Source organism: Nitrosospira sp. Nl5 (assembly GCF_900102495.1).
Taxonomy (GTDB): Bacteria; Pseudomonadota; Gammaproteobacteria; order Burkholderiales; family Nitrosomonadaceae; genus Nitrosospira.
Genome location: NZ_FMVQ01000015.1, coordinates 12,622 through 35,765, shown reverse-complemented (window position 1 = coordinate 35,765; position 23,144 = coordinate 12,622). Strand labels below are relative to the sequence as shown.

The 23,144-nt window shown below is 53.6% G+C and carries 22 protein-coding genes; 15 read left to right on the top strand and 7 right to left on the bottom strand.

Annotated features, from left to right (window positions below; genetic code table 11):
• The first annotated feature begins 151 nt into the window (after positions 1-151).
• Entirely contained in the window at positions 152-1,564 is a 1,413-nt protein-coding gene (locus tag BLP45_RS12560; RefSeq protein ID WP_090372872.1) for an erythromycin esterase family protein, read from the top strand.
• Positions 1,565-1,710: 146 nt separating this feature from the next.
• A complete protein-coding gene (locus tag BLP45_RS12555; RefSeq protein ID WP_090372834.1) occupies positions 1,711-2,154 on the top strand; it encodes a hypothetical protein in 444 nt (147 codons plus the stop codon).
• Between the two features lie 221 nt (positions 2,155-2,375).
• On the opposite strand, the gene BLP45_RS14450 is transcribed toward BLP45_RS12555, so the two are convergent.
• On the bottom strand, positions 2,376-2,699 hold the full coding sequence (locus BLP45_RS14450; protein WP_143002443.1) for a hypothetical protein: 324 nt from the start codon (positions 2,697-2,699) through the stop codon (positions 2,376-2,378).
• A 192-nt stretch (positions 2,700-2,891) separates the two neighbouring features.
• Here BLP45_RS14450 and BLP45_RS12550 point away from each other — a divergent pair, with 192 nt between their 5' ends.
• From BLP45_RS12550 to BLP45_RS12540, 3 genes are all read left to right on the top strand, one after another.
• Positions 2,892-3,662, top strand: coding sequence for a Kazal-type serine protease inhibitor family protein (locus tag BLP45_RS12550; RefSeq protein WP_090372833.1), 771 nt, complete (start codon positions 2,892-2,894; stop codon positions 3,660-3,662).
• Positions 3,663-3,820: 158 nt separating this feature from the next.
• Positions 3,821-4,117 (top strand): hypothetical protein, encoded by a 297-nt coding sequence (locus BLP45_RS12545; protein WP_143002442.1) that lies wholly within the window; start codon positions 3,821-3,823, stop codon positions 4,115-4,117.
• 78 nt (positions 4,118-4,195) lie between these two features.
• Positions 4,196-4,648 (top strand): Hsp20/alpha crystallin family protein, encoded by a 453-nt coding sequence (locus tag BLP45_RS12540; RefSeq protein ID WP_090372831.1) that lies wholly within the window; start codon positions 4,196-4,198, stop codon positions 4,646-4,648.
• Between the two features lie 11 nt (positions 4,649-4,659).
• On the opposite strand, the gene BLP45_RS14655 is transcribed toward BLP45_RS12540, so the two are convergent.
• Positions 4,660-4,821, bottom strand: a complete 162-nt coding sequence (locus BLP45_RS14655) for a hypothetical protein (RefSeq protein WP_176754747.1) — start codon at positions 4,819-4,821, stop codon at positions 4,660-4,662.
• Between BLP45_RS14655 and BLP45_RS12535 the strand changes: the two genes are divergently transcribed.
• The 5 genes from BLP45_RS12535 (at position 4,820) to smbP (ending at position 7,614) form a co-directional block, all read left to right on the top strand.
• A complete protein-coding gene (locus tag BLP45_RS12535) occupies positions 4,820-5,323 on the top strand; it encodes a BCAM0308 family protein (protein WP_090372830.1) in 504 nt (167 codons plus the stop codon). The two genes, BLP45_RS14655 and BLP45_RS12535, sit on opposite strands and share 2 nt — an antisense overlap.
• A 126-nt stretch (positions 5,324-5,449) precedes the next feature.
• Positions 5,450-5,899, top strand: a complete 450-nt coding sequence (locus BLP45_RS12530) for a CBS domain-containing protein (RefSeq protein WP_090372829.1) — start codon at positions 5,450-5,452, stop codon at positions 5,897-5,899.
• 62 nt (positions 5,900-5,961) lie between these two features.
• Positions 5,962-6,480: an Hsp20/alpha crystallin family protein gene (locus BLP45_RS12525; RefSeq protein ID WP_090372828.1), complete on the top strand. Its 519-nt coding sequence runs from the start codon at positions 5,962-5,964 to the stop codon at positions 6,478-6,480.
• 138 nt (positions 6,481-6,618) lie between these two features.
• Positions 6,619-7,098, top strand: coding sequence for a YbhB/YbcL family Raf kinase inhibitor-like protein (locus tag BLP45_RS12520; RefSeq protein ID WP_090372871.1), 480 nt, complete (start codon positions 6,619-6,621; stop codon positions 7,096-7,098).
• A gap of 129 nt (positions 7,099-7,227) precedes the next feature.
• On the top strand, positions 7,228-7,614 hold the full coding sequence (gene smbP / locus BLP45_RS12515; protein WP_176754746.1) for a small metal-binding protein SmbP: 387 nt from the start codon (positions 7,228-7,230) through the stop codon (positions 7,612-7,614).
• Positions 7,615-7,645: 31 nt separating this feature from the next.
• Here the strand turns inward: smbP and BLP45_RS12510 are convergent, their stop codons facing one another.
• From BLP45_RS12510 to BLP45_RS12500, 3 genes are all read right to left on the bottom strand, one after another.
• Positions 7,646-8,665, bottom strand: a complete 1,020-nt coding sequence (locus tag BLP45_RS12510) for a class I fructose-bisphosphate aldolase (RefSeq protein ID WP_090372826.1) — start codon at positions 8,663-8,665, stop codon at positions 7,646-7,648.
• A gap of 62 nt (positions 8,666-8,727) precedes the next feature.
• The gene (locus tag BLP45_RS12505) at positions 8,728-10,881 is read right to left on the bottom strand and encodes a hypothetical protein (protein ID WP_090372825.1); all 2,154 of its coding nucleotides are present in this window, start codon (positions 10,879-10,881) and stop codon (positions 8,728-8,730) included.
• 164 nt (positions 10,882-11,045) lie between these two features.
• Positions 11,046-12,878 carry a bifunctional diguanylate cyclase/phosphodiesterase gene (locus tag BLP45_RS12500; RefSeq protein WP_256327825.1) on the bottom strand — a complete coding sequence of 611 codons (1,833 nt, stop codon included), beginning with the start codon at positions 12,876-12,878 and terminating at the stop codon, positions 11,046-11,048.
• 440 nt (positions 12,879-13,318) lie between these two features.
• Here BLP45_RS12500 and BLP45_RS12495 point away from each other — a divergent pair, with 440 nt between their 5' ends.
• The 4 genes from BLP45_RS12495 (at position 13,319) to BLP45_RS12480 (ending at position 21,255) form a co-directional block, all read left to right on the top strand.
• Positions 13,319-14,242, top strand: a complete 924-nt coding sequence (locus tag BLP45_RS12495) for a histone deacetylase family protein (RefSeq protein WP_090372823.1) — start codon at positions 13,319-13,321, stop codon at positions 14,240-14,242.
• 112 nt (positions 14,243-14,354) lie between these two features.
• Positions 14,355-15,677, top strand: a complete 1,323-nt coding sequence (locus BLP45_RS12490) for an ABC transporter substrate-binding protein (protein WP_090372822.1) — start codon at positions 14,355-14,357, stop codon at positions 15,675-15,677.
• The gene (locus BLP45_RS12485) at positions 15,674-19,786 is read left to right on the top strand and encodes a PAS domain S-box protein (protein ID WP_371128756.1); all 4,113 of its coding nucleotides are present in this window, start codon (positions 15,674-15,676) and stop codon (positions 19,784-19,786) included. The genes BLP45_RS12490 and BLP45_RS12485 overlap by 4 nt, the downstream gene beginning before the upstream one ends.
• Before the next feature lie 233 nt (positions 19,787-20,019).
• Entirely contained in the window at positions 20,020-21,255 is a 1,236-nt protein-coding gene (locus BLP45_RS12480) for an EAL domain-containing response regulator (RefSeq protein ID WP_090372870.1), read from the top strand.
• A 46-nt stretch (positions 21,256-21,301) separates the two neighbouring features.
• Here the strand turns inward: BLP45_RS12480 and BLP45_RS12475 are convergent, their stop codons facing one another.
• Together BLP45_RS12475 and BLP45_RS14650 are read right to left on the bottom strand one after the other, a co-directional pair.
• Entirely contained in the window at positions 21,302-21,670 is a 369-nt protein-coding gene (locus BLP45_RS12475) for an Mth938-like domain-containing protein (protein WP_090372820.1), read from the bottom strand.
• Between the two features lie 30 nt (positions 21,671-21,700).
• Complete coding sequence (locus tag BLP45_RS14650; protein ID WP_176754745.1) at positions 21,701-21,871, bottom strand: hypothetical protein; 171 nt, start codon at positions 21,869-21,871, stop codon at positions 21,701-21,703.
• 3 nt (positions 21,872-21,874) lie between these two features.
• Here BLP45_RS14650 and BLP45_RS12470 point away from each other — a divergent pair, with 3 nt between their 5' ends.
• Entirely contained in the window at positions 21,875-23,098 is a 1,224-nt protein-coding gene (locus BLP45_RS12470) for a pyridoxal phosphate-dependent aminotransferase (protein ID WP_090372819.1), read from the top strand.
• Positions 23,099-23,144 lie beyond the last annotated feature (46 nt).

The window sequence follows — 23,144 nt, the reverse complement described above, 5'->3', positions numbered from 1 at the left end:
TGTAAGGTGCGGATTTGAAGGTTTCTTCATGCAAGTGACGTTAAGTGAAAACCCAAAGGGAATACTGTCGTTTGGAGTATTGCGCTTTGCCCGATAGACACCGGAATTTGCCGCTGATTTCCTTCCTCAACCGTAAGTGAGGGTAATCGATATGCCTGATATCAATTCCGATCACAAGTTAATTGATGCGCTGGAAAGGCAGGCGCAGCCTATGATGGGCTCCGACAATGATTACGCCGTAATAATGCAGGCAGTGCGGGAAAATGCTTCAAGGAACGTCAAGGGAAAAACCTTCGTCTTGATCGGCGAGGCCACCCATGGAACAGCGGAGTTTTACCGTATTCGCGCTGAGCTTACCAAGCACCTTATCGCGGAAGAGGGATTTGACGCCATCGCGGTGGAGGCCGACTGGCCCGACGCTTACAGGGTCAATCGCTTTGTATCCGGCCGCTCTGAGGATATGGATGCCGACTCGGCCCTGTCGGATTTTCAACGATTCCCCACCTGGATGTGGCGCAATACCGAGGTTTTGGCTTTTGTCGCCTGGCTCCGCGATTACAACAAAAGGAACAATGGACACAGAGGTCAAGAGGCCCAAAAGATGCATATAGACGCCGCGGAAAACGTTGGTTTCTACGGCCTGGATTTGTACAGCATGACAACCTCAATGGCGGCAGTTCTCGCGTATCTGGACAAGATCGATCCGAAAGAAGCAGAGGCCGCACGGGCGCGCTATTCCTGTTTCGGCCAGTTCATCAACGATCCACAGGCATATGGTTATGCCATTGCCTCCGGTATATGGGATTCCTGCGAGCAGGAGGTCCTCACCCAGCTTATGCAATTGCAACAGAAAGCACGTCTCTATCTAGAAAGGGACGGTGCTTTTGCGGGGAATGAATATTTCTCGGCGCAGCAGAATGCCGAGCTGGTAAAAAATGCCGAGGAATATTACCGCGCCATGTTCAGAGGGCGGCCCAATACGTGGAACTTGAGAGACGGGCATATGTTTGAAACGCTGGAGAAACTTGCTGCGCACCTGAGCGGGTGGCGCGGGCGGGAGGCCCGGATCGTGGTCTGGGCACATAATTCACATGTGGGCGACGCGGCGGCAACCGATATGGGGCGCCGCGGTGAGATCAATATCGGCCAGCTGGTCAGTGTAAAATATGTGGACAGAGGGCTGCGTATTGGATTTTCAACCAGCCGCGGCACCGTGACGGCGGCGTCAGACTGGGACGCGCCCGCGGAAACCAAGACAATTCGCGAACCATTAGACGGTAGTTACGAAAAAATTTTCTCGCAGCTCGGAAAGCGGAATTTCCTTCTTGACCTGCGAGGGAAAACCGACGCGACGGGCATGCTCAGAGACGAAAGGCTGCAGCGGGCTATCGGCGTCATCTATCGCCCTGAAACGGAGCGCATGAGCCACTATTTCCATACATCCCTGCCGCGACAATTTGATTTCATGATCCATATCGATGAAACAGAAGCTGTGATGCCGTTGCCGTCGTTCGTTAATCAAAGGCGGGGGGAAATGGACGAAACCTATCCGTCGGGCTTGTAGCAGGCGGTGGAAGGTGGGGCCGCTCGACCACTCCTGTTCGGAGATTTCTAAGAGTTTCCCTGAGTATAAAACCAGTGTTTCCCCAATATACTCATACTATTGACTGAGTTAGTATGGAGTCACTTTCATTCCATTTAGGAACTACCATGAAAACAGAATTCGGAAAACTTATCGCGGCGTTATCGATGGTGGGCTTCCTGGCCTCGGTAAGCTCATCCGTGATGGCCACCGAAGATCCTGCTATTCTTGCGGCAGCGCAGAAGGCCGTAACCGCCAGCGACCACATCGCGGTGGCGAAGTCTCTTGAAGAAGAAGCCAAGCAGCTGCAGGTAAAAGTACAGGAACAAAAAGAATTGCTGGAGCAGTATGAGGACAAAGCCTATCTCTATGGCAGGCAGGCCCAGGATCTGCAATCGCATACCAGCGCGTTGGTCCGCAAGTACGAGCAGGTCGTGAATGCCGACATAAAAGAAGCCGCCGCCCATCGGCAAATGGCCGCGAACCTCGAACAAAACACCCATGCCGCCTCCGGCACGAAAACGCTTAGCGCCGTAAGCGGATCTCACGGGGATAGCGTCACGCTGCAATAATATTCGTATTTCCTCGGAATACGGGGCAAGGCCGGATTAGCTGCGCTAACCGGCCTTTTTCATTTTGGCTGTTAGCACCGCCGCAGACACGGCGACGCGAAATAGGGACACCCATTAGCCGGCCTTGTGTCAAGGGTAAACTAAATCTGATCCTGCTGCTGCTCCAGTCGAACCGTTTCCTCGTTGATAGCTACGATCGAGTCGCGCCTGCCCCATGTGGATCAAGCAGTGTCCGGTATTCGGGTCTGCCCTGACGGAAACATCGCTCCGGAGAAATGTTGTGCCACCAAGGTATCCACGCGATGGTCACAGACTCGTGGCTGGCGCTTTAGCGTCCAATCTCCAACGGGTTCACCCAGTGGATGGCCCGAAGTGGATTTGAGCTCAATGGGTGTCGTGGGCCGCCGGCGACGGGCGTAATATCCAAAAGGACTCGAAGCTCTCCTCTCTCCGATAACGGGCGTTGCCCCGAAACCTCCCGCATCGGCCGTCAATCCTTCCACGGTTGCCGCTGGGCGGGCGTTGTAAGCCCTGTTCCCGCCCATTTAACAGGGCGGCGGGTCAGGAACAAGCAGCGAGGCTAATCCAACTTTACTTTCCCTTTTTCTTTGCTACAAAAAGGAGTGTAGGTATATCCACGACTTTGAAATGGCTATCTCCGCATTCCGAACCCTTGATGCCTCCCCATGCGCTTGATCTGCCTTGCCAGTATCTGCTAACTATCAATGGAGGAAAAAATGAAGAAATTGGGTTATGCCTGTCTGATCGGAGCAGTCCTGCTCAACATCCCGCCCGCCCTTGCGCAAGACGGCGCGGAACCCGCAAACCGCGCCGTGAATATTACCCTTGGCAGTACCGGGGGAGCGCTGGATAACGCGGCGTTGCGGTCAGTCCGTAAGCTGATCGGGAAAGCGATTAGCAATGATACCGTCGATACATTTGCTGTTTTTCGCCATATAGTGGGCGGCGCGATGCCGATCGAGGGCGGTTTGAATGCCTGCGCGGAAGCGGGGTTTAGTTCGACGCCGAAGCAGTTTAACGCTTTCGTCAACCAGTTGCGTTCCATTCGTCCCAAGGCGGGCACCTTTCTCAATGTGGAGCTCACCGAACAATGCAAGCCGATTGACGTCATTGGGCCGTTAACCTGCGGAGGAATCGCGGGAACAGCCTGTCCTGACGAGAAGCAGTATTGTGATTTCGCTATTGGTCAATGCAAGATGCCCGACGCCCAAGGCACATGCAAGACCAGGCCCACTATTTGCACCCGGGAATTCCGGCCTGTTTGTGGTTGCGATGGCAAAACTTACGGAAACGCATGCACTGCGGCAGCCGCAGGAGTGTCCATCGAGCATGATGGGGAATGCGGGAAATCCGAGTCTCAAGCATGTGGCGGAATTGCAGGGATTCAATGTCCTTACGGCAAAACTTGTGTGGATAACCCCGCTGACGATTGCGATCCCAAAAGCGGTGGCGCGGATTGTCCGGGAATCTGCAAAGACAAGTATTGAACATTGAGGGCATTAAATATTTTGCCAAAATATAATTTAATGTTCGCAAGCGAACAGAAGCATTTTTGTGAAATGTGAAAAATCGGCCTTTGAGTTCTCGGCAACGCTGTGCATGGCAAATGCATGGTTCTATCAACTCCTGTTTTAAAGGGCATATTTTGTCAAGCAAACCTGATACTGGAAGAAGTAAGGGCCAGAATGCACCGACCAAAAAAGATGCTGCCGAGCCGGCCAATGGGGAGAAGATACCTCAGCAGGCCGAGCAGGAAGTTGTCAGGGAACGGAGAAATGGTTATCAGATGATTTCCACGGCCACCTATTACCGAACTGAACGGCGCGGTTTAAGCGGTTTTGATCAGGTGCAAGACCAGCCGGAAGCAAACGTGGAAATAGATGCTACGCCAGGAGCAGATGGCGCTAGCGGGCCGTATGGAGAAGGAGAACTTGACCGCTGAGCTTGCAACTGCGGGATCAAGGTGACACGTTATCGGTGTAATGGTTAGAGAAATTTTTCTTGTTTAAGGAGAAACATCATGTCAAATAATATTGTTCGCCGTTCCCCTCTTTTCGGTGATATCGCCCGCCTCGATCCGTTTTATAACGTTGAGGACTGGTTCAAAAATTTTGGGATGCGCCCATTCTCCATGGAAATGGAAAATGCTCCCACGATCAAGATGGATCTGTCCGAAAGCGATACGGCTTATACCGTGCGCGCCGAAATTCCAGGGGTAAAGAAAGAGGATGTCAAAGTGCAGATAGATGGCAACCGGGTTTCCATCAGCGCTGAGACCAAGCAGGAAAAAGAGGAGAAGGAAGGGGAGAGAGTCATCTGCCGCGAATGCCATCAGGGATCGACTTACCGGAGCTTCAGCCTGGGCAGCGACGTGGATGAAACCAAAGCCGAGGCCAAGTATGAAAACGGTACGCTGGAACTGACACTGCCGAAGAAAGAAGGAAAAACCTCAAAGCGAATCGAAGTGAAATAGCCCGTCCAGCGTTACGGCGCATTGAGGCGGACCAGCGTAAGTTGCCCGTCCTTTTTATAGAAAGAATGGGCAATGCCGGCACAGCCGTTCGGACGGCGGCGACGGCCGCCAAAGGGGAAGTTAAATTGCGCCGGGCGGAAATATGCATTATTCATAAGTAGGAGTTTTGCCATGGGTACACAAAGCACGCCCGCCGGCTTCCGCCAGATTTCCCGCTATGACAATCTCTTCCAGGAGCGCGTGCATGATGCCTATCGGGCACGGCGCAAGCCGTTGGAGCCTACGGTCTGCCCGCAATGCAAGGCGGTATTTCATGAGGGACGCTGGCAGTGGCTGGAGACTCCCGCTGGCGCACATCAAGATCTTTGCCCAGCCTGTCACCGCACGCAGGACCATTACCCCGCTGGTTTTCTAACCTTGGAGGGGCCGTTCTTTCTGGCTCATCGCGAGGAAATCATCCATATTGCCCGCAATGTGGAAGAACGCGAACGGCCCGAGCATCCGCTAAATCGCATCATGGAAATCGAAGAAAAAGATGGTGCGACGCTGATAACAACCACCGACATCCACCTTGCGCGAGGCATCGGCGAAGCGGTACACAACGCCTATCAAGGCGATCTGGAATTTCATTATAACCCGCAGGAGTATCTGTTACGCGTGCACTGGACGCGCTAACAACATGACAGGGTGGGCCCGGAGTGCCTGGATTTTCCCGGGCTTCATTTTTACTTTAAGTGCCTTCATTAAAACTGGCACCGGTAAAATGTATTTGCCAATATCAAACCCATATGGAGGAGCACCATGCCTGTCGGTGAAATTTGTAACCGGGATGTGATTATTCTGCAACGTGAGGCGACCATTTTGGATGCGGCCAAACTGATGCGCGAGCATCACGTCGGGGATGTTCTGGTCGTCGAAGAGCGCGATGGCGCCCGGTTCCCGGTCGGGATTGTGACCGACCGCGACTTGGTCGTGGAAATCATGGCTACCGGGCTCGATCAGGCGGTTATCACAGTAGGCGATATCATGGTGCAGGAATTGGTCACGGTGAAAGAAAGTACCGGTGTATTCGAGACGATTCAATACATGCGCGGCAAAGCGGTACGGCGATTGCCAATCGTGGATGAAAATGGCGTGCTGGTGGGAATTCTTGCACTTGATGACTTGCTGGAATTGCTCTCCGAAGAATTGCTCGCAATTGCCAAGCTGATAAGGTATCAGCGGCAAAAGGAAACCACGCTCCGTCGTTAGCAGCCCGGGAATCTTATGTAAGCGTTATCGATTTTATCATACCGAAAAAGGAGCATGATCATATGCTGGATTCCTTGAAGCATGCCAAAAGAAATATTGGCCGCGGTCTTAGCCGTACCTGGGAGAGTATTTCAGAAGGCTGGCATGAACTGGTTCACCACAGTAGCGACGCGCTAACGCACTTTACTCGCAATAAGGAGGGTGAGGAGAACGTGCGGAAAGGCGGAGCGCTTAGCACGTTCCCTGTTTTTCCAAGCTGGAGTCTGCTGGCGGGGGAGATGGAAGAAACGGATAAGGCGATCGTGGTCCGGGTAGAACTGCCCGGTATGGAAAAAGAAGATTGTCATATTACGATAGACGGCAACATGCTTTATTTGAGAGGCGAAAAGCGCTTCGAACGCGCGACGGACAATAGCACATATCATGTCACGGAACGTGCTTATGGAGTGTTCCAGCGTGCTATCCCATTGCCGCGCAATGTGGATACGGATAACGCGGAAGCGACCTACAAGAATGGCGTATTGACCATCAACCTGCCGAAGCCCGGGGGGGAGAAGGGGCGTATCATCCCGGTAGCGTGATAATTGGAAATCAGTGCGCATTGCAAACGATGGATAAGGATCGGGGTCCTGTTCGGAATCACCCTGAACTGCATGACGGCTGGGGCAGTTCAAGCAGGCTCACTCTTGAGCGATAAGGATAATAAGGAGAAAACAATTATGTCCATGAATATTACATCGTCATCTTTTCCCCATAACGGGATAATTCCCTCTCGCCATACTTGCGAGGGGCATGATATTTCACCTGAACTCTTCTGGACGGAGGTGCCAGAAGGCGCGAAGAGCCTGGTTTTAATCATTGACGATCCAGACGCGCCTGATCCCGCGGCACCTGAAAGAACCTGGGTGCACTGGGTTTTGTACAATATCCCACCCGGTATCGGCGGCCTGACCGAGGGCGCTGCAGCAGCAGAGCTTCCAGCAGGAACGCTGGAGGGGCTGAATGATTGGCAGCGTACCGGCTACGGTGGACCCTGCCCGCCCGTGGGCAGCCATCGCTATTTTCATAAGCTCTATGCGCTGGACACTGTCCTGCCTGATCTGAAACAGCCCACCAAGGCAATGCTGGAGAAAGCGATGGAAGGCCATGTCGTTGCCTATTCCGAGCTGATCGGGCTATACCAGAAGCAGAAGCATTAACCCTGAATCAGGCATCCGGATGAGGTGGAATGGCTGCGTTTTGTGCTGGAACCCTTTAGCAGATGCGGGCGGAAGTTCCGGAGTGGTAGCGGGATATGACGGGGAACAGGCATGCATTGCAAGAACTCAATGAAAGCTGTTGCTTACGCCCTACTGGCGGGTTTGATTGGTTTCGGCGGAAATTCTGGAATTGGTTACGCCCAGGAAGATCATGAGAAGCTGGCTGAGCAACATTTGAAGAAAGCGATAGAAAGCGGCCGAAAAGGTAACGCAAAAGAAGTGGCTCATCATACCGAAGAGGCGAGGAAGCAGCTCATCGAACAAAACAAGGAGCATCCTTATGCTCATCCTATTGTGCCGATATACGGGGAAAAACAAAAGGCGGAGCACGATGAAGCAACTTTTGAAGAAATGGCAAAAGCGATCAGCGCAGCGAAACAGGGAAATGCGGAAGAAGCGGGCGAGGCTGCCCGGCGAGCCTACATCCATTTGAAACAGAAAGAGCAGTCGAGATAGGCCGGTTTACATGCATAAGAGAGGCAATCCATTAATCCGCTTCCATTCCCCGGTTATATTTACCCTCGCGCGCCAAGCTGTTTAATCGGCATCGCTTGAAGAACGCCCGCTGCGCCGCGGTTATATTGTTTTCCCTGCCCTCCCAGGCAGCAAGAACCGGTGCCTGCAGCGCACGTCCATAGGAAAAACTGAGCTCCCAGGGATGGGGCCCCATCGCATTCATGGCATTCAGGTGATTGGTCGCGTCTTCTGGACTTTGGCCTCCGGACAGGAACACAATCCCCGGAACCGCCGCGGGGACATAGCGGCTTAAACAGCGAATCGACCCCTCGGCAATTTGTTGCACACTCGCCTGAGTCGTGCATTTCATGCCCGCGATTACCATATTCGGTTTGAGCAAAATACCCTCGAATACCACGCGGTGAGCGTTAAGCTCCGTGAATAAATTCCCAAGCATTTGCGACGTGACCGCTTCGCAGCGATCGATACCATGAATGCCGTCCATGAGTACTTCCGGCTCCACGATCGGCACAATATCCGCTTCCTGGCAGAGCGCCGCGTAACGTGCGAGTGCATGCGCATTCGCGCGCAAAGCGTATGCAGCAGGCACGTCATGCTCGTCAATTTGGATAACCGCCCGCCACTTCGCAAATTTCGCGCCCAGCTGTTTGTACTCCGCAAGCCGTCCGCGCAACCCGTCCAGGCCCTCGGTGACCTTGTCCGCAGGGTACAGTGCCAGTGTCTTCGCGCCTTTGTCGACCTTGATGCCAGGGATTATTCCCCGGCCCGCTAGTAACTTGGCGAAGGGCGTGCCATCCCGGGAGCTCTGGCGCAATGTTTCGTCGAAGAGGATGACGCCGCTGATATAGCGTTCGATACCATCGGTGGTGAACAACAATTCGCGGTATCGCCGGCGGTTTTCTTCAGTTGACTCTAGTTTGATCGAATCAAAGCGTTTCTTGATCGTTGGGTTACTTTCATCCGCCGCAAGAATACCTTTCTGTTTCGCAACGATGGCTCTTGCTACTGACTTGAGTTCATCGATATTCACTAGCTATTCTCCGATAAAAGGTAGAAAATTTATTGCAAGTCGGACCGTGATGCTAGTTTTCCTCAAGTCCCGCTATTGGGGGGAGGAACTTCAAAAAAACCTATGTACCATAGGCCTATCAAGGCAACGAGGATACCCCCGATCAGCACATAATATGGCCACACTGTTTTCTTATCCGCAAAGGGATCAGCCAGCGAGCGATGCGAACCTTGCGGCAAGTATGCGAGCTTGGTCAGCGACGTGCCAAACGAAATATTGATACGCGCTCGCGCATTGATTGCCCAGCCATTTGCATCCAATACCGGACCGAGGTTGCGCTCCTTCAGTTTGAACCAGGCCACGATCATGGCCGGGCCGGAAATCAGCAACATCAGACCGATTATCGCTAAAGGTATCTGCCAGAGTTTTAACCCCAATAACCCGGCAACAAGTGAAGCAAGGATGCCGCCGATGGCGCCGACGGCCAAACCTATCGCCGCAAAAATGCCGGCAAATTTGCCCACATCGAAAGGTGCCTTGGGGGGAGGGGGAGTTCCGGCCACGACGGTCTGGCTGCCCTCCGACACTGCCTTGATCCACTTTTCATTCGCCGCGGCGGCTTTCGATGCGGCCAGTTTCTGCAACTGCTCATTAACGAATTTAATCAGTTTTTTGTATGGCGACCAGAAAGCCTGGCGGATGCTGATCGGATGATCGAGGATGCGTACGATAGTGGCATCCCAGTCCTGACCTTTTCTATCATAGAAAATCCCGTTTCGGCCCACCATGAGAAAGTCCGAATCTCCCGCGGTAAATGCAGCGGCAATACTCATTTTTTCCGTGCCGCCACTACGCACGCAATCACAATACGCCAGATATAAGCCACTCGTGTTGGCGAACTCGGCATGTTTGCCGATATTCTCGACCTTGATACACAGATCGCAACTACGTCCATCCAGGTATAGCGTACCCAATTGGAATATCGCTTTATCCCTTCCGGTGTAGAAGCTACGGAACGATACGAAATTATTGACCAGGGTGAATAAATCACGGCTATAGCGCAAGAGCCTTTCCACCGAGCGGATCGCCTTGACCTCGGTTTCCACTGCCTTATCCTGGCTGATCAGGTTATCGATTGCTGCCTTATGATTGGCGGCAAGGATTTCGCGCAGGCGCGCTTTGCCAAGCTGCTCGGCACAGCAGGCTGGTTTAGTGGCTTGCCACGTATCAAATGCCGCAAACTTGACGCAAAGCGCTGTCCATTCCGACGCGAGCAGATTTTCCTTTTTGCCGAATAGCGGCAAAACAGCGTGTTCACGCAGAGCATCGACTTGCTTCTGCCAAGCGGGATTAATGCCGGAGACCAGTGGCAGAGGCTTGTTTGGCTCCACTGTCGCCAGCGGAAAATTCGCTATATCGGCATTCTGCCCCGACAGCATTTGCGCCGCGATATGCTGGTAATCCTCGGCGCAACGGCTTAATGGCACCGCTGCACGCGCATCGTATGCCGCTAATTGACAGCGCGTGAAATAGTCGCTGACTTTGTCTCTGATAGCGTGGAAGGCGTTAGCGGCCGCTTGCGTCTTCTCTCCAAGGAACTGAATATCCGCGTCCCCATCACCTTTGGCTTGCCAGCCCGAGTAGGCAACAACTTCTGTAAAAAAAGTGTTGCTGATTTCCTGATTGATGCCGGTCTTCCCACTCATATCCGATACGGAGCCACAATACTTGATAATATCTTCAACAGTGGCACGCAAGTCCACATTTGTAATTTGTCCTGGGTGAATTACGCCGTCGCCATTGAAATCGAGACCTGCAACGAATTTTTCGATGTCAGCCATATCCGCCAGAGAAATCTCCGCCGCATCGGCTTTACCCAGGCTTTTCAATATGTATTGCGCTGAAACAAGTATCTTTCGTCCTTCTTCGTTGTTGTCATCGATATCCGCCAACGCCACAGAGTCCGATCCCTTGACCAATAAATCCGCATTTCTAAGCAAACCCCCTGCCCAAGCGATGGCTGCCAGTACTTCATTCGCATGCACATGCGCATCCGCATCGCGATCAATTAAATCGAGCGTCTTATTGTCGAACTCGATACCGCGTGTCGGACAACTCAGCGCCACCCATAATTTTTGATCAAGCTCCTTTAGAGCCAGCAGATCCGCGCCATTATCAATTTGCACTTGATCGAAACCGCCTGCGCGGAAGAAATTCCATGTATGGGAGGAAGCCATGATCCATCCTTGTGTAATTATTTGAAAATAAGGGACCTAGGAAGTTATAGATGCAACATCTCGGAATTGCAAGAGGAGGCTGAGTTACCGCAAAGCTGCGATCTGAATCCGAGGTTGACTACGGGCGTTAATGTCTATAAGTCAGGGGTAAGCAGGGGAATGAATTACTTCACCCCAGGTCCCGTTACGCCATCAAAGCCCAGCCTTATCAATGTTTTCTGCTCGGTTTCGGTTTGCACGCCGATGGCAATGACGATGATGCCAACGCTGTGAGCCAGGCCGCACAACCCCTTGAGGAATTTTTGCTGCCCCTTTTTCTGGTCGATACCGTATACGAAACTTGCGTCCACTTTCAGGTAGTCGAGGCCGAGATCGGTCAGTTTCTGGATTTCGCCGAAGTGGTGGCCGAAGTGTTCCAGTCCCAAGCGGCAACCAAGTTCCTTGAAAGTATGGCAAAAATCGCGAAAGGTCTCAAATTTGTTAAACGCGCCGTATTCAGGCACTTCAATCCAAAGGCGGCGGCATAAATCCGGGTGCTGGCGCAGCAATTGTGCGAGTTTTTCGCGGTAATCCTGATCGGCCATGGTTTCAGCCGAAAGGTTAACGGCGAGCTCGCCTGATTGGGAGTGCATCATTTCGATGGCGAGACGGAAGACGCCAAGGTCAAGGGAACCGGTGAGGTTGAGGCGGGTAGTGGTGGCCATGAAATCGCCCGCAGCGAGCCAATCCCCGTCACGCTGGACTTGAAGCCGGATAACGGCTTCCTGGTGGAGTGGAGTGCCAGTGGCGCCAACCACAGGGAAAAGTACCAGTTTGAGCCGGTTTTCGCTAATTGCATCGGTAAAATTCTGACCCCAGCCGCGGCCACTGGTATCGATACGAGAATCGGATTGCATGGCAGCGGCATGCCACGCATTGGTTCCAAGTTTGCTCGCGGTCGCCAGCGCAGCGTCGGCGTTGGCGAGAAGCGTATCCAGTTTATCCCCACGCTGGTAATGGATGGCGCCAATATGGCAGAAATCTGTAATCTCGCCGTCGGTTTGCGGTAACAGGGCGGTGAGTTCCATGGTCAGTTGTTTTGCGAAATGACCGGCGTCGTTCATGTCAGGAATGATGAGCGCAAAATCCGAGCCATTCAGACGGGCAGAGAGACGGTCCGGCGCTTCGCTGGCAATTTTGTCGATGAGTGTTCCCACCTGGCCAAGGAGGTTGTTCGTCACGGTACGATCAAATTTCCGATTGAGTTTTGCCAGATCGTTGAGACGTATGATAAGTAGAACACCGCCCAAAGCAGCATCCTCTTCATGCAGTAACGTATTCGCGCGGCTCATGAAATATTTACGGTTAGCCAGGCCGGTCACGGCGTTGTAATTGAGTTGCTTATGCAAAGCCTCCAGGCGAGACGTTTCCTCGAAAAACCTGTTATGCAGGCGTCTGACCAGATCGTTCGTTGCGCGCGCGATACTGCGCAATTCCGGTACGCGAGGCTCGGAAATAGTGAGGAAGCGTCGTTCCGTTATGGCGTCAGCCTGGTCTACCATCGCAGCCAAGGGTCGCTTAATGCGATAAAGTATCAGCACGCCGATGAGTCCGCCGAAGGTACCCGTCACCAAAAACCAGAGTATCAGGTTTTCGGTTTGTTCCCAAAGCGCCTGATAGGCGAGATGGGTGTGGCTGACTACTTTAATAACGCCAAATTGCATCCAGCTATCCGATATTTGGGCGCGTCCTGCTTCGGCGCTGATGGGGAAGAAATCAATAAACCATTCTGGAATCGTGGTGTCTATCCGGTCTTGCATGCGTTCAGCAATAACCTTGCCATCCGGAGAGGTAATCGAGATTGACTCGTATTGGCCGCTATCGAAGAGTGCTGCGATTTGTAGCGCGATCGTAACGGGATCCTTGCTTAGTTGAGAGATGGTGAGGGCGAGAAAATTCGCGCTATCGATATTTTTTCGATGAAGCTGCTGTTCAAGATAGCTGCGCGTGCTGTGCATGCTCACGGCAAAGCTGCCTATAAAACTTGTTAGGGTAACCAGTATAACGGCTAACCAGAGTTGTCGGAAAAGAGACATTGAACGCCTGATTTTTTTAGTTTCATAAGGTTAAAGCGAATTTAGTCTCGATAAGCGGAGTAATTTGAGCCAGAGATTATCACGGAGGGACGGTTGTTTCAATTTTGAACCGTGGACAGTTGCTCCGTAACACAAAGGCAACGTGGTTTTCCTTTAAGCCTGCAACTTCTTGAAGAGGGAAAACGAAGCGGCGATAAGCTATTGCCCAGGGCGGGAACACGCCCGAGGATGCGGAAATCATCGCAGCCCGTTTTATATATGCATTGCAAATCAAAGGTAAACGATGCTCCCGCACACTACCGCCCAGTGAAGCCGTTAATGCGGGCCGAATCAAAGCCATCAATACTTCAAGGAAATCAGCTATGCATACCGCCTATATTTCGCATCCCGATTGCCTGCTGCATGAAATGGGTGCATGTCACCCCGAGCGCCCGGCACGGCTTAAGGCTATTGAGGATGAGTTGGCCGCTTCCGGGCTGATAGCCAAACTGGAACGCCATGTTGCGCCATTGGCTACAGTGGAGCAACTGGAACGAATACACACACCGGAGTATATCGCTTCACTGGATGCCAAGGCGCCGTCCAACGGAATGGCTTATCTCGATCCGGACACGGCAATGAATCCGCATAGTCTGAAAGCGGCCTATCGTGCCGCGGGGGCGGTAATTCTGGCAACTGACCTGGTGATCGGCAAGATTGTGAAGAATGCTTTTTGCGGTATTCGTCCGCCGGGCCACCATGCAGAACGGGATCGTGCGATGGGCTTCTGCCTGTTTAACAACATTGCGGCGGGCATTGCCCACGCTATTCAGGCACATGGGCTGGAGCGCGTTGCGGTGGTGGATTTCGATGTGCATCATGGCAATGGTACCGAGGATATATTTCGGGATGATCCGCGGGTAATGATGGTTTCCACTTTCCAGCATCCGTTCTATCCCTACAGTGGCATAGCGGGGCGCTCCGAACGCATGATCAATATTCCGTTGGCAACGGGCAGCGACGGTGAGAAATTCCGCGCGGCGGCGAGCGAATTCTGGCTGCCTTCGCTGATTAAATTCAAACCGCAGATGTTATTTATTTCTGCGGGCTTTGACGCCCATCGAGACGATGATCTTGCTTCATTGAATCTGCAGGAAACCGATTTTGCATGGGTGACCGAAAGAATGAAGGAGATCGCGCATCAATACGCGCAAGATCGAATCGTATCGGCCCTGGAAGGAGGATATGCATTGCCCGCACTGGGACGAAGCGTAGCGGCCCATTTGAAAGTTCTGAGCGATCCCTAACCGGAATCTTTGCGCTGAAATCTTTGGTGGAGATATTTCACGCAGGATTGTTTCGTAAACCGGCCATTGTGTCTATGATAAGTATTAGCAGTATTCGCAACGCGCCTTCTAAATGACAACGGGCAGTTTGTGCAAAGGGAAAGATCACGTATTGAATACCAGCCATACAATCCGCGTTCCGTTAATTCTCCTGATAGTCCTGCTGGTTGGCAGTGTCCTGGTGTGGAGACACTACTCGTCCGCGAGGGTGAGTATCAAGATCGGTATACTTCACTCCCTGTCGGGCATCATGGCGGCGAGCGAAAAACCACTGGTGGATGCGCTCCAGCTAGCCATCGAAGAGGCCAATGCGGGCGGCGGCATTAACGGCCAGGAGATCGAGCCGGTAATAGTCGATTGCCGGTCTGACCCCGTTTATTGCGCCGAGCAGGCGGAGCGCCTGATCACTGAAGAACGGGTACAAGCCCTGTTTGGATGCTGGACATCAGCCTGCCGCGAAGCGTTGAAGCCAGTGGTGGAAAAGCATCGCCATTTGCTCTTTTACGCATTGCGTTATGAGGGCATGGAGCAGTCGCCCAACATCCTGTACGGCGGCGCTGTGCCCAATCAGCTGGTCATGCCCGCAGTACACTGGGCACTGGTTAATCTCGGCAAGAGCGACAAGGGCGGCAAGGGGGAAAACCCCAGGGGGCGTGGCAAGCGGATCTACCTGGCAGGATCAAATTACGTTTTCTCACGCGTGGTGAATATTCTCATCAAGGACTTGCTGACAGCACATAACGCGGTAGTGGTAGGAGAGCGTTATCTGCCTCTGGACCGTATTGACATGGATGACCTGGCAGCGGATATCGCCAGGCAGCAACCGGATATGGTACTGAGTACGATTAATAGCACTGATAACGCTGTTTTTTTTCGAGCACTTGACAGGAGTGGAATCAACTCTCGCAAAATACCGGTGTTATCGTTCAGCGTTACGGAGGTGGGTCTGGCAGCTCAGGACACACCGTTGATGGCGGGCCATTACGCTGCGCGAAACTATTTTCAAAGTATTCCGTCACCTGAAAATAAGGCTTTCGTGAACCGGTTCCGCGATCAATTCGGGCCGCAAGCGGTGATAGACGGCCCAATGGAGGCTTCCTATATCAATATGCTGATGTGGGTTCATTCGGCTCGCGAAGTGGGCTCGGGGGATCTGGCTCACGTCCAACGCATCATCCTGCGGCAGAGCCTGTCCGCACCTGAAGGAGTCGTTTCGGTGGACCCGGTTACACGCCACATGTGGAAGGTGACGCGCGTTGGCCAAGCCCGGGATGACGGCCAATTCGATGTTGTCTGGGATTCGGGGCAGCCTCTTGAGCCGGCGCCATTTCCAGCATATCGCTCGCGCGAGGAGTGGGACCGGTTGCTCCAAACCGCCGCTGGGCTGCACCCGTGAAGTTCACCTCTCTTACGCAGCGCTTCGCAGTCTGGTTCATGGCGGTCTCTCTGCTGCCTATCCTCATAATTGGTTACAGCCTGTTGCGTACCTTTGAAACCGAGATGCAGAAAACGGCGATTCAGCAAGTCTCGGCCATCGCCGATATGAAGGCGGAACAGATCGACACCTATCTGCGCGAGCGGCTCCTCGACGCCAGGGTTATACAGGCAGCCAGTACCACGCGCACCGCCATGCGCGAGTTTGCCCGCGTGTATGCAGAATACGGAGCGACATCCAATGCTTATCGTCAACTGGACGCCCAGTACCGCGAATACTTCAAACGTTTTGTTGAAGATGCCGGTTATTACGACCTGTTTCTGATTTCTCCCCAGGGCATCATTGTCTACTCCGACGCGCATGAAGCCGACTTCGCCACCAGTCTGATCACCGGCCCTTATCGAAATACCGGTTTGGGCGTTATTACCCGCATGGCGCTCAATACGCTGCAAAACAGTGTTTCGGATTTTGAACGTTATCAGCCATCGCACGGGGCGATAGCGGCTTTCATGGCATTTCCCATTGTTGGAGAGGAAGGACTTGAAGGCGTACTGGCTCTGCAGATCTACAGTGAACACGTATACCGCGTGGTGGCGGAGAATGCGGGGCTGGGAGCGAGCGGGGAAACGGTGATAACACGGCTCCAGAACGAGCGCACCGCGCTGGTGATGGCTCCGCTGAAACATGAACCCGATGCGGCGCTGGATCTCCAGATACCCCTCAATAATGCGCCGTTTGCGATAGCTGCCCAGAGCGGCCTGCACGGGGAGCGTGGAGCCGGCCTGAAGAGGGATTACCGGGCCAGGGAGGTTGTCGCGGCGTGGCGTTACCTGCCTCGCATGAACTGGGGCATCGAGGTCAAGATGGATGCGGATGAAGTATTCGCTTTCGTGCAACGTGTGCGCAATTTCAGCCTGTTGATCCTGGGTCTGACGCTGCTCGCAGCCATACTGGGCGCTGTCTTGTTCAGCCGCCGTGTGGTGACCACATTAAAAAATCTCAGTCATAGTGCACAGCACATCGCCGCAGGCAACCTGCAGCAGCGGGTGCCGGTGGCGGGATGGGACGAGATCGGGCAACTCGCAAGCACCTTCAATACCATGACGGAACGCCTGAATGCCAGTAATAGCGAACGTGAAGACGCTGAAAACGATCTGCGGCAACTTAACCAGGAACTGGAAAACAGGGTTGCTGCACGGACTGCCGATCTGGAACGGGCCAACGCGGTCCTGATCAGCAAGGAGGAAGAAACCCGATCCGTGGTGGAGCATATGGTGGATTGCATTATCACCATCGACGATAAAAGCATCATTCGTTCCGCCAATCCGGTGGTGGAAAAACTCTTTGGTTACACGCGCGACGAAGTGATCGGGCAAAATGTTTCGATGCTTATGCCCGAACCCCATCGGAGCGGGCATGCGGGTTATATCGACAGGTATTATCGAACCGGCCGCGGCCGCTGTGAGTTCGATCACATTCTCGCGCTTGAAGTCGACGGGTTGCATAACATCGGCATGGGCCGTGAAGTCGTGGGGCGGCACAAGAACGGCGATCCTGTCGATCTGTATGTCGCGGTCAGCGAATATTTCGTGGCGGGAAAACGTTATTTCACCGGCGTGTTGCGCGACATCCATGAACGTAAACAGGCGGAGCAGGCCTTGCGCGGAAGTGAGCAGCGCCTGCGTGCCATCGTGGATAACCTGGCCGCGCTTGTTGGCGAAATGACCCCTGATGGTGTCCTGGTGGAAATCAACCGTACGGCACTGGAGGTAGGCGGTCTGCCGAGCCAGGATGTCATCGGGAAAAGGCTGGATGAGACAGGGTGGTTCTCCTACAAGCCGGAGGTGCAGCAACAACTCCGGGAAGATATCAAGCGGGCGCAAGCCGGAGAAATCGTCCGCCGTGACTTTGAGATACGCATTGCCAATGGCGGTCTCATGACAGCCGATTGCATGCTGGTGCCGGTCAAGAATGCCAGAGGCGAGGTCGTTAAAATAATTCCTTCCGCAATCGACATCAGCGAAAGAATGCGCATCTTGAAGGACTTGCAGCAGGCCCGGCGGGATGCCGAGCAGGCCAATCAGGCGAAATCGATTTTTCTTGCAGCCATGAGCCACGAGATTCGCACTCCCATGAACGGCGTGATCGGCATGGCGGACGTATTGCAGCAAACCAGCCTCAACGGGTATCAGATGGAGATGGTCGATCTCATCCGCGAATCGGCTTTTGCCTTGCTTGAGATCATCGACGATATTCTCGATTTTTCCAAGATCGAGGCGGGCAGGCTGGAAATCGAACAGGCGCCTATGTCTGTGGTCAGTGTTGTGGAGAAGGCGTGCAACATGCTCGAAAGCCTGGCTGCGAGAAAAGGGGTGGAACTTACCTTGTTTCTCGATCCCGCAATTCCGGAAGAAGTTCTGGGAGATGCCCTGCGCTTGCGCCAGGTTCTGGTCAATCTTGCCAATAACGCCATTAAATTTTCCAGCGGCCAGCAGGTGCCGGGGAAGGTATCGGTACGCGCGTTGCTGGCTGGCCACGACCTGGATAAGGTGACGGTGGAATTTCAGATATCCGACAACGGTATCGGCATGAGTGAGGAAACGCAGGCGCGGCTCTTCACTTCCTTTACGCAAGGAGATACCTCCACTACCCGCCGGTTTGGCGGCACCGGCCTGGGGCTGGCCATTTCCCATCATCTGGTGCAATTGATGGGAGGGGAAATCACGGTGCAGAGCGCCCTCGGCAAGGGCTCCATTTTTACAGTGCGCGTATCGTTTGTGCCACTGCCACCGAAGAAGCCCGCCGCCGCCAAGGCGGTGGACCTGACTGGAGTCTCCTGCCTGGTAATAGGCGGCGAGAAGGGACTGGCCGACGATCTGGCCGTCTATCTGAGATACGCTGGCGCGACTGTCGAGCGCGCACCGGATTTGGCGGAAGCCTGCAAACGTATCGACACCTTGCCACCCGGTTTATGGCTGCTTATTATCGACGCCGGGCATGAGGCGCCTCCAGTCGAGGAATTGCGCGCCGCCTGCCGTTCCCGGCCCGACGTGGACCCGCATTTCGTCGTGCTTGAGCATGGCCATCATCAGCCCGATATTGAGCCCCGTTTTGTCATAATCAGGCGGGGCCGGCGCCGCCATGAACGTTCCGAAACCGTGGATAGCGTCACGCTCGACGGCGATGTCATGCATCGCGAATCCTTTCTTCGCGCAGTGGCTATCGCCGCGGGACGAATGCTTGAGGTGGAGGAAGCGGAGCCTGCCAAAATCAAAGCGATCGCTGCGCCATCGCGCGAGAAGGCGCTAAGTGAGGGCACGCTGATCCTGGTGGCTGAAGACAACGATATCAACCAGAAAGTGATCCGTCAGCAACTCGCGCTGCTCGGTTATGCGGCGGATATTGCAGGCGATGGGCGTGAGGCGCTGAAACGTTGGGAGAGCGGTAATTACGCGCTGCTGCTCACCGATCTGCACATGCCGGAAATGGACGGCTATCAATTGACGGCCGCTATCCGCCGTGCCGAGTCGGGCAAGGGCCGAAAACCTATCGTCGCGTTTACCGCCAACGCCCTCAAAGGTGAGGCGGAGCATTGCCGCGCGGTCGGGATGGATGACTATCTGAGCAAGCCGGTACAGCTTTTACACTTGAAAGCCGTACTGCAGAAATGGCTGCCGGCCGCCAAGTCCAGTGCTCAACCGCTCCCTACGGTCACTGTTCCCGACACGGCAGTGGCGCCGGAAAGCCCGGTGGACGCGGGTGTTCTGGAAGAGCTTGTAGGAAATGATCCGGCGGTAATTAACGAATTCCTGCGGGACTTTCGCAGCAGTTCCGCCAGGATAGCGGCGGACTTACGCGCCGCCTCCAAGGCGGGAGAGGCAGCAACGGCGGGTGCAGCGGCACACAAGCTCAAATCATCCGCGCGCTCGGTTGGGGCACTGTTACTGGGTGACCTGTGTGCTGAAATGGAGAAGGCAGGGAAGGCGGGAGATATTCAGGCCCTCAGAGCGTTAATGCCCCGCTTTGCATCGGTGCTGGCTGCCGTGGATAAATATATCGATTTGTTGTAAGCACAACGCCAGCATGGAAAAAATAGAGAGGGGAATCCACCGTTACGTGTAAGATAATCAGGACTATGTTTGCATCATCAAACTGATCGTAACGCGCCATATTGTTACAAATAGATTCAAGTTACTAAATCCGGCGGGCGATAATACTTGCACTGGGGCCTTTTGCTGCGACGTGAGCCGTGTAAAGGAAACGGTAAGTTTTGTCAAACTGCTATCTGAAGGAAAAGAATGCCATGATCGAAAGATCTGCTGTCAAGATTCTAGTGCTTGACGATGAATCCTTCATGCTCAAACTGCTGAGCCGCGTCCTGTCAAATCTGGGATTTACCTCAGTCACACTTTGCGACAGTGGACGTGCCGCTCTTGATCAGATCGTGGATGCGGAGACAAGCCCAAACCTGATCTTGCTGGACCTCAATATGCCGGAAATGGATGGGATCGAATTTGTGCGGCACCTGGTGGAACGGCACTATGCCGGCAGCCTCATCCTGGTCAGCGGTGAGGACGAGCGCATACTGCAAACCGCCGAGAAACTGGTACAGGCACATAAAATTCCAATACTCGGACATTTGCATAAGCCCGTTAAGCCAGACGCACTATCCGCATTGCTTGAGACGTGGACACCTCCTTTAACGGACAGCCCCAAAGCAGCAAAGAAAATTTATAGCGCCGACGCGTTGCGGGCCGCTATTGATAACGGCGAGCTGGTCAATTACTACCAGCCCAAAGTGTCCGTGGCCACCGGCGAGGTCGTTGGCGTGGAGACACTGGTGCGATGGCTCCACCCTGTTGATGGCGTCGTGTTTCCCGATCAATTTATCGGCTTGGCTGAAGCATTTGGCCTGATTGACGATTTGACTCAAGTGGTATTCACCAAGGCGGTAGCGCAGGCCAAAGTCTGGCAACAAGCACAGTTGCCGTTGCGGGTGGCCGTCAATGTGTCAATGGACAATCTATCTTCCCTGAATTTTCTGAATTTCGTTGCTGACCTTGTGGGCAAAGTCGGTGTCGCGCCGCACGAGATGGTGCTGGAAGTGACGGAAAGCCGGTTGATGCAGGATACGCGAGCCCCCCTCGAAATTCTGACACGGCTGCGCTTAAAGCGTTTTCGTCTCTCCATCGACGACTTCGGCACGGGACACTCCTCCCTTGCGCAGTTGCGCGATATCCCCTTCGACGAACTCAAGATCGATCAGGGTTTTGTGCATCGCGCCTGGGCGGACGAGACGCTGCGGGCAATGTATGACGCAAGCCTGGCACTGGCAAGGCAATTGGGCATGGAAGTTGTGGCCGAAGGAGTTGAAGACCGGAACGATTGGGATCTGCTGCGTCGTACAGGATGTGATCTCGCTCAAGGGGCCTTCGTCTCACGGCCCATGCTTGCCACGGATTTGCCCGGCTGGGTCGAGGGCTGGAAAGAGCGGGTGCGAACCGAACTGTTAACCCAGGCCACCAACCAGATGATTTAGTAAGGCATCTGGCGAATGTGCTTTGCTTATTGCGCTCTTGCGCGAGCTAAATAAGCAATGCTGCCGCCACGCGCCGTCCTTCCGCCGTCAATATATTGTAGGTGCGGCAAACCGCGCTGGTATCCATGACTTCAACACCGATCTTCGAGGCAATAAGCGTTTTTGTCAGGGAAGGGTGAGGAAAGCGCAGGGTAGCTCCAGTTCCAAACAATACCATTTCGGGTTGCAATGGGAGCAGGCACTCGAAATGCTCCGCTGTCAATTGCTCAAAAGTTTCCGCCTCCCAATTTTCAATGATGCGGTCGGGTAATATGATGAGATTTCTCTCGTAGCGTGTCTGGTTGACCATGACGTATCCATTCCCGTAGCCGGTGAACATGTTTTGCTCGGAAGGTCCGGAAAGATGCAGCTTCAAGCAAGGCTCCATTTGCGGCAGGTTGACGGGTCAGGTAACATTACATCTTTTTTGTGCCCTGATAAAGCGTAAAGAATAGGCAAGATCAAGGGACTTTTCAAGGCTTGCAGGATTAAAACGGATAAATCCCGATAATCCTGGCATTGCACTGATCTTTATCGGCGCTTTTACTGCCGTACTTTTGCGGATCAGTTTTTTCAATTCATGCAACCCATACTAAAATCGAGCAAATTGGCGAATGTCTGTTATGACATTCGCGGCCCGGTGCTCGACCGCGCCAAGCAGATGGAAGATGAAGGGCATTACATAATCAAGCTTAATATCGGTAATCCAGCTTTATTCGGGTTTGATGCACCTGAGGAGATTCTCCAGGATGTCATCCACAATCTGTCCGCCGCTTCCGGCTATTGCGATTCAAAGGGTTTATTCGCCGCGCGCAAGGCGATCATGCATTACACGCAGGAGAAGCATATTCACGATGTGCGGATGGATGATATCTACATCGGTAATGGTGTTTCCGAATTGATCGTAATGGCGATGCAGGCCTTGCTGAATAGCGGCGATGAAGTGCTGATCCCTTCCCCCGACTATCCGCTGTGGACCGCGGCGGTTGTGCTGGCAGGCGGCACGGCGCGACATTATGTATGTGATGAGCAAACCGGATGGCTTCCTGATCTGGATGATATTCGCGCCAAGATCACTCCGAATACTCGGGCCATTGTCATCATTAATCCCAATAACCCGACGGGCGCGCTCTACCCGGATGACCTGTTGCGCGAGGTCATCGAGATTTCCCGCCAGCACCAGCTCATTATTTATGCGGACGAAATTTACGACAAAGTGTTGTACGACGATGCTACGCATACTTCGATTGCCTCGCTGGCGGACGACGTGTTGTTTGTCACGCTAAACGGCTTATCCAAAAATTATCGGGCCGCCGGATTTCGCTCCGGCTGGGCGGTAGTTTCAGGTAAAAAGCAGTTGGCTCGTGACTATATCGCAGGGTTGACTATGCTGGCATCAATGCGCCTGTGCGCTAATGTTCCCTCGCAATTTGGCATTCAGACAGCGCTCGGCGGATATCAGAGCATCAATGACCTGGTGATGCCGACCGGGCGCCTTATGCGTCAGCGAGATCATGCCTGGAAATTGCTGACGGATATTCCCGGCGTTACATGCTTCAAGCCGAAGGCGGCGATGTATCTCTTTCCGAGACTGGATCCGGAAATGTATCCAATCGACGATGATCAGCAGTTTGTGCTGGATCTCTTGCTGGAAGAAAAAGTATTGCTGGTACAGGGTAGTGGGTTCAACTGGCCACATACGGATCACTTTCGCGTGGTGTTTTTGCCCAATAGCGACGACCTTAGCGAAGCGATAGGCCGAATCGCGGATTTCCTTCGACGATATCGCAAGCGCCGGGCGTGAGTGAACCAAAAATGAATAGAAATGCGGCGGAAGGCAACAAATGTCT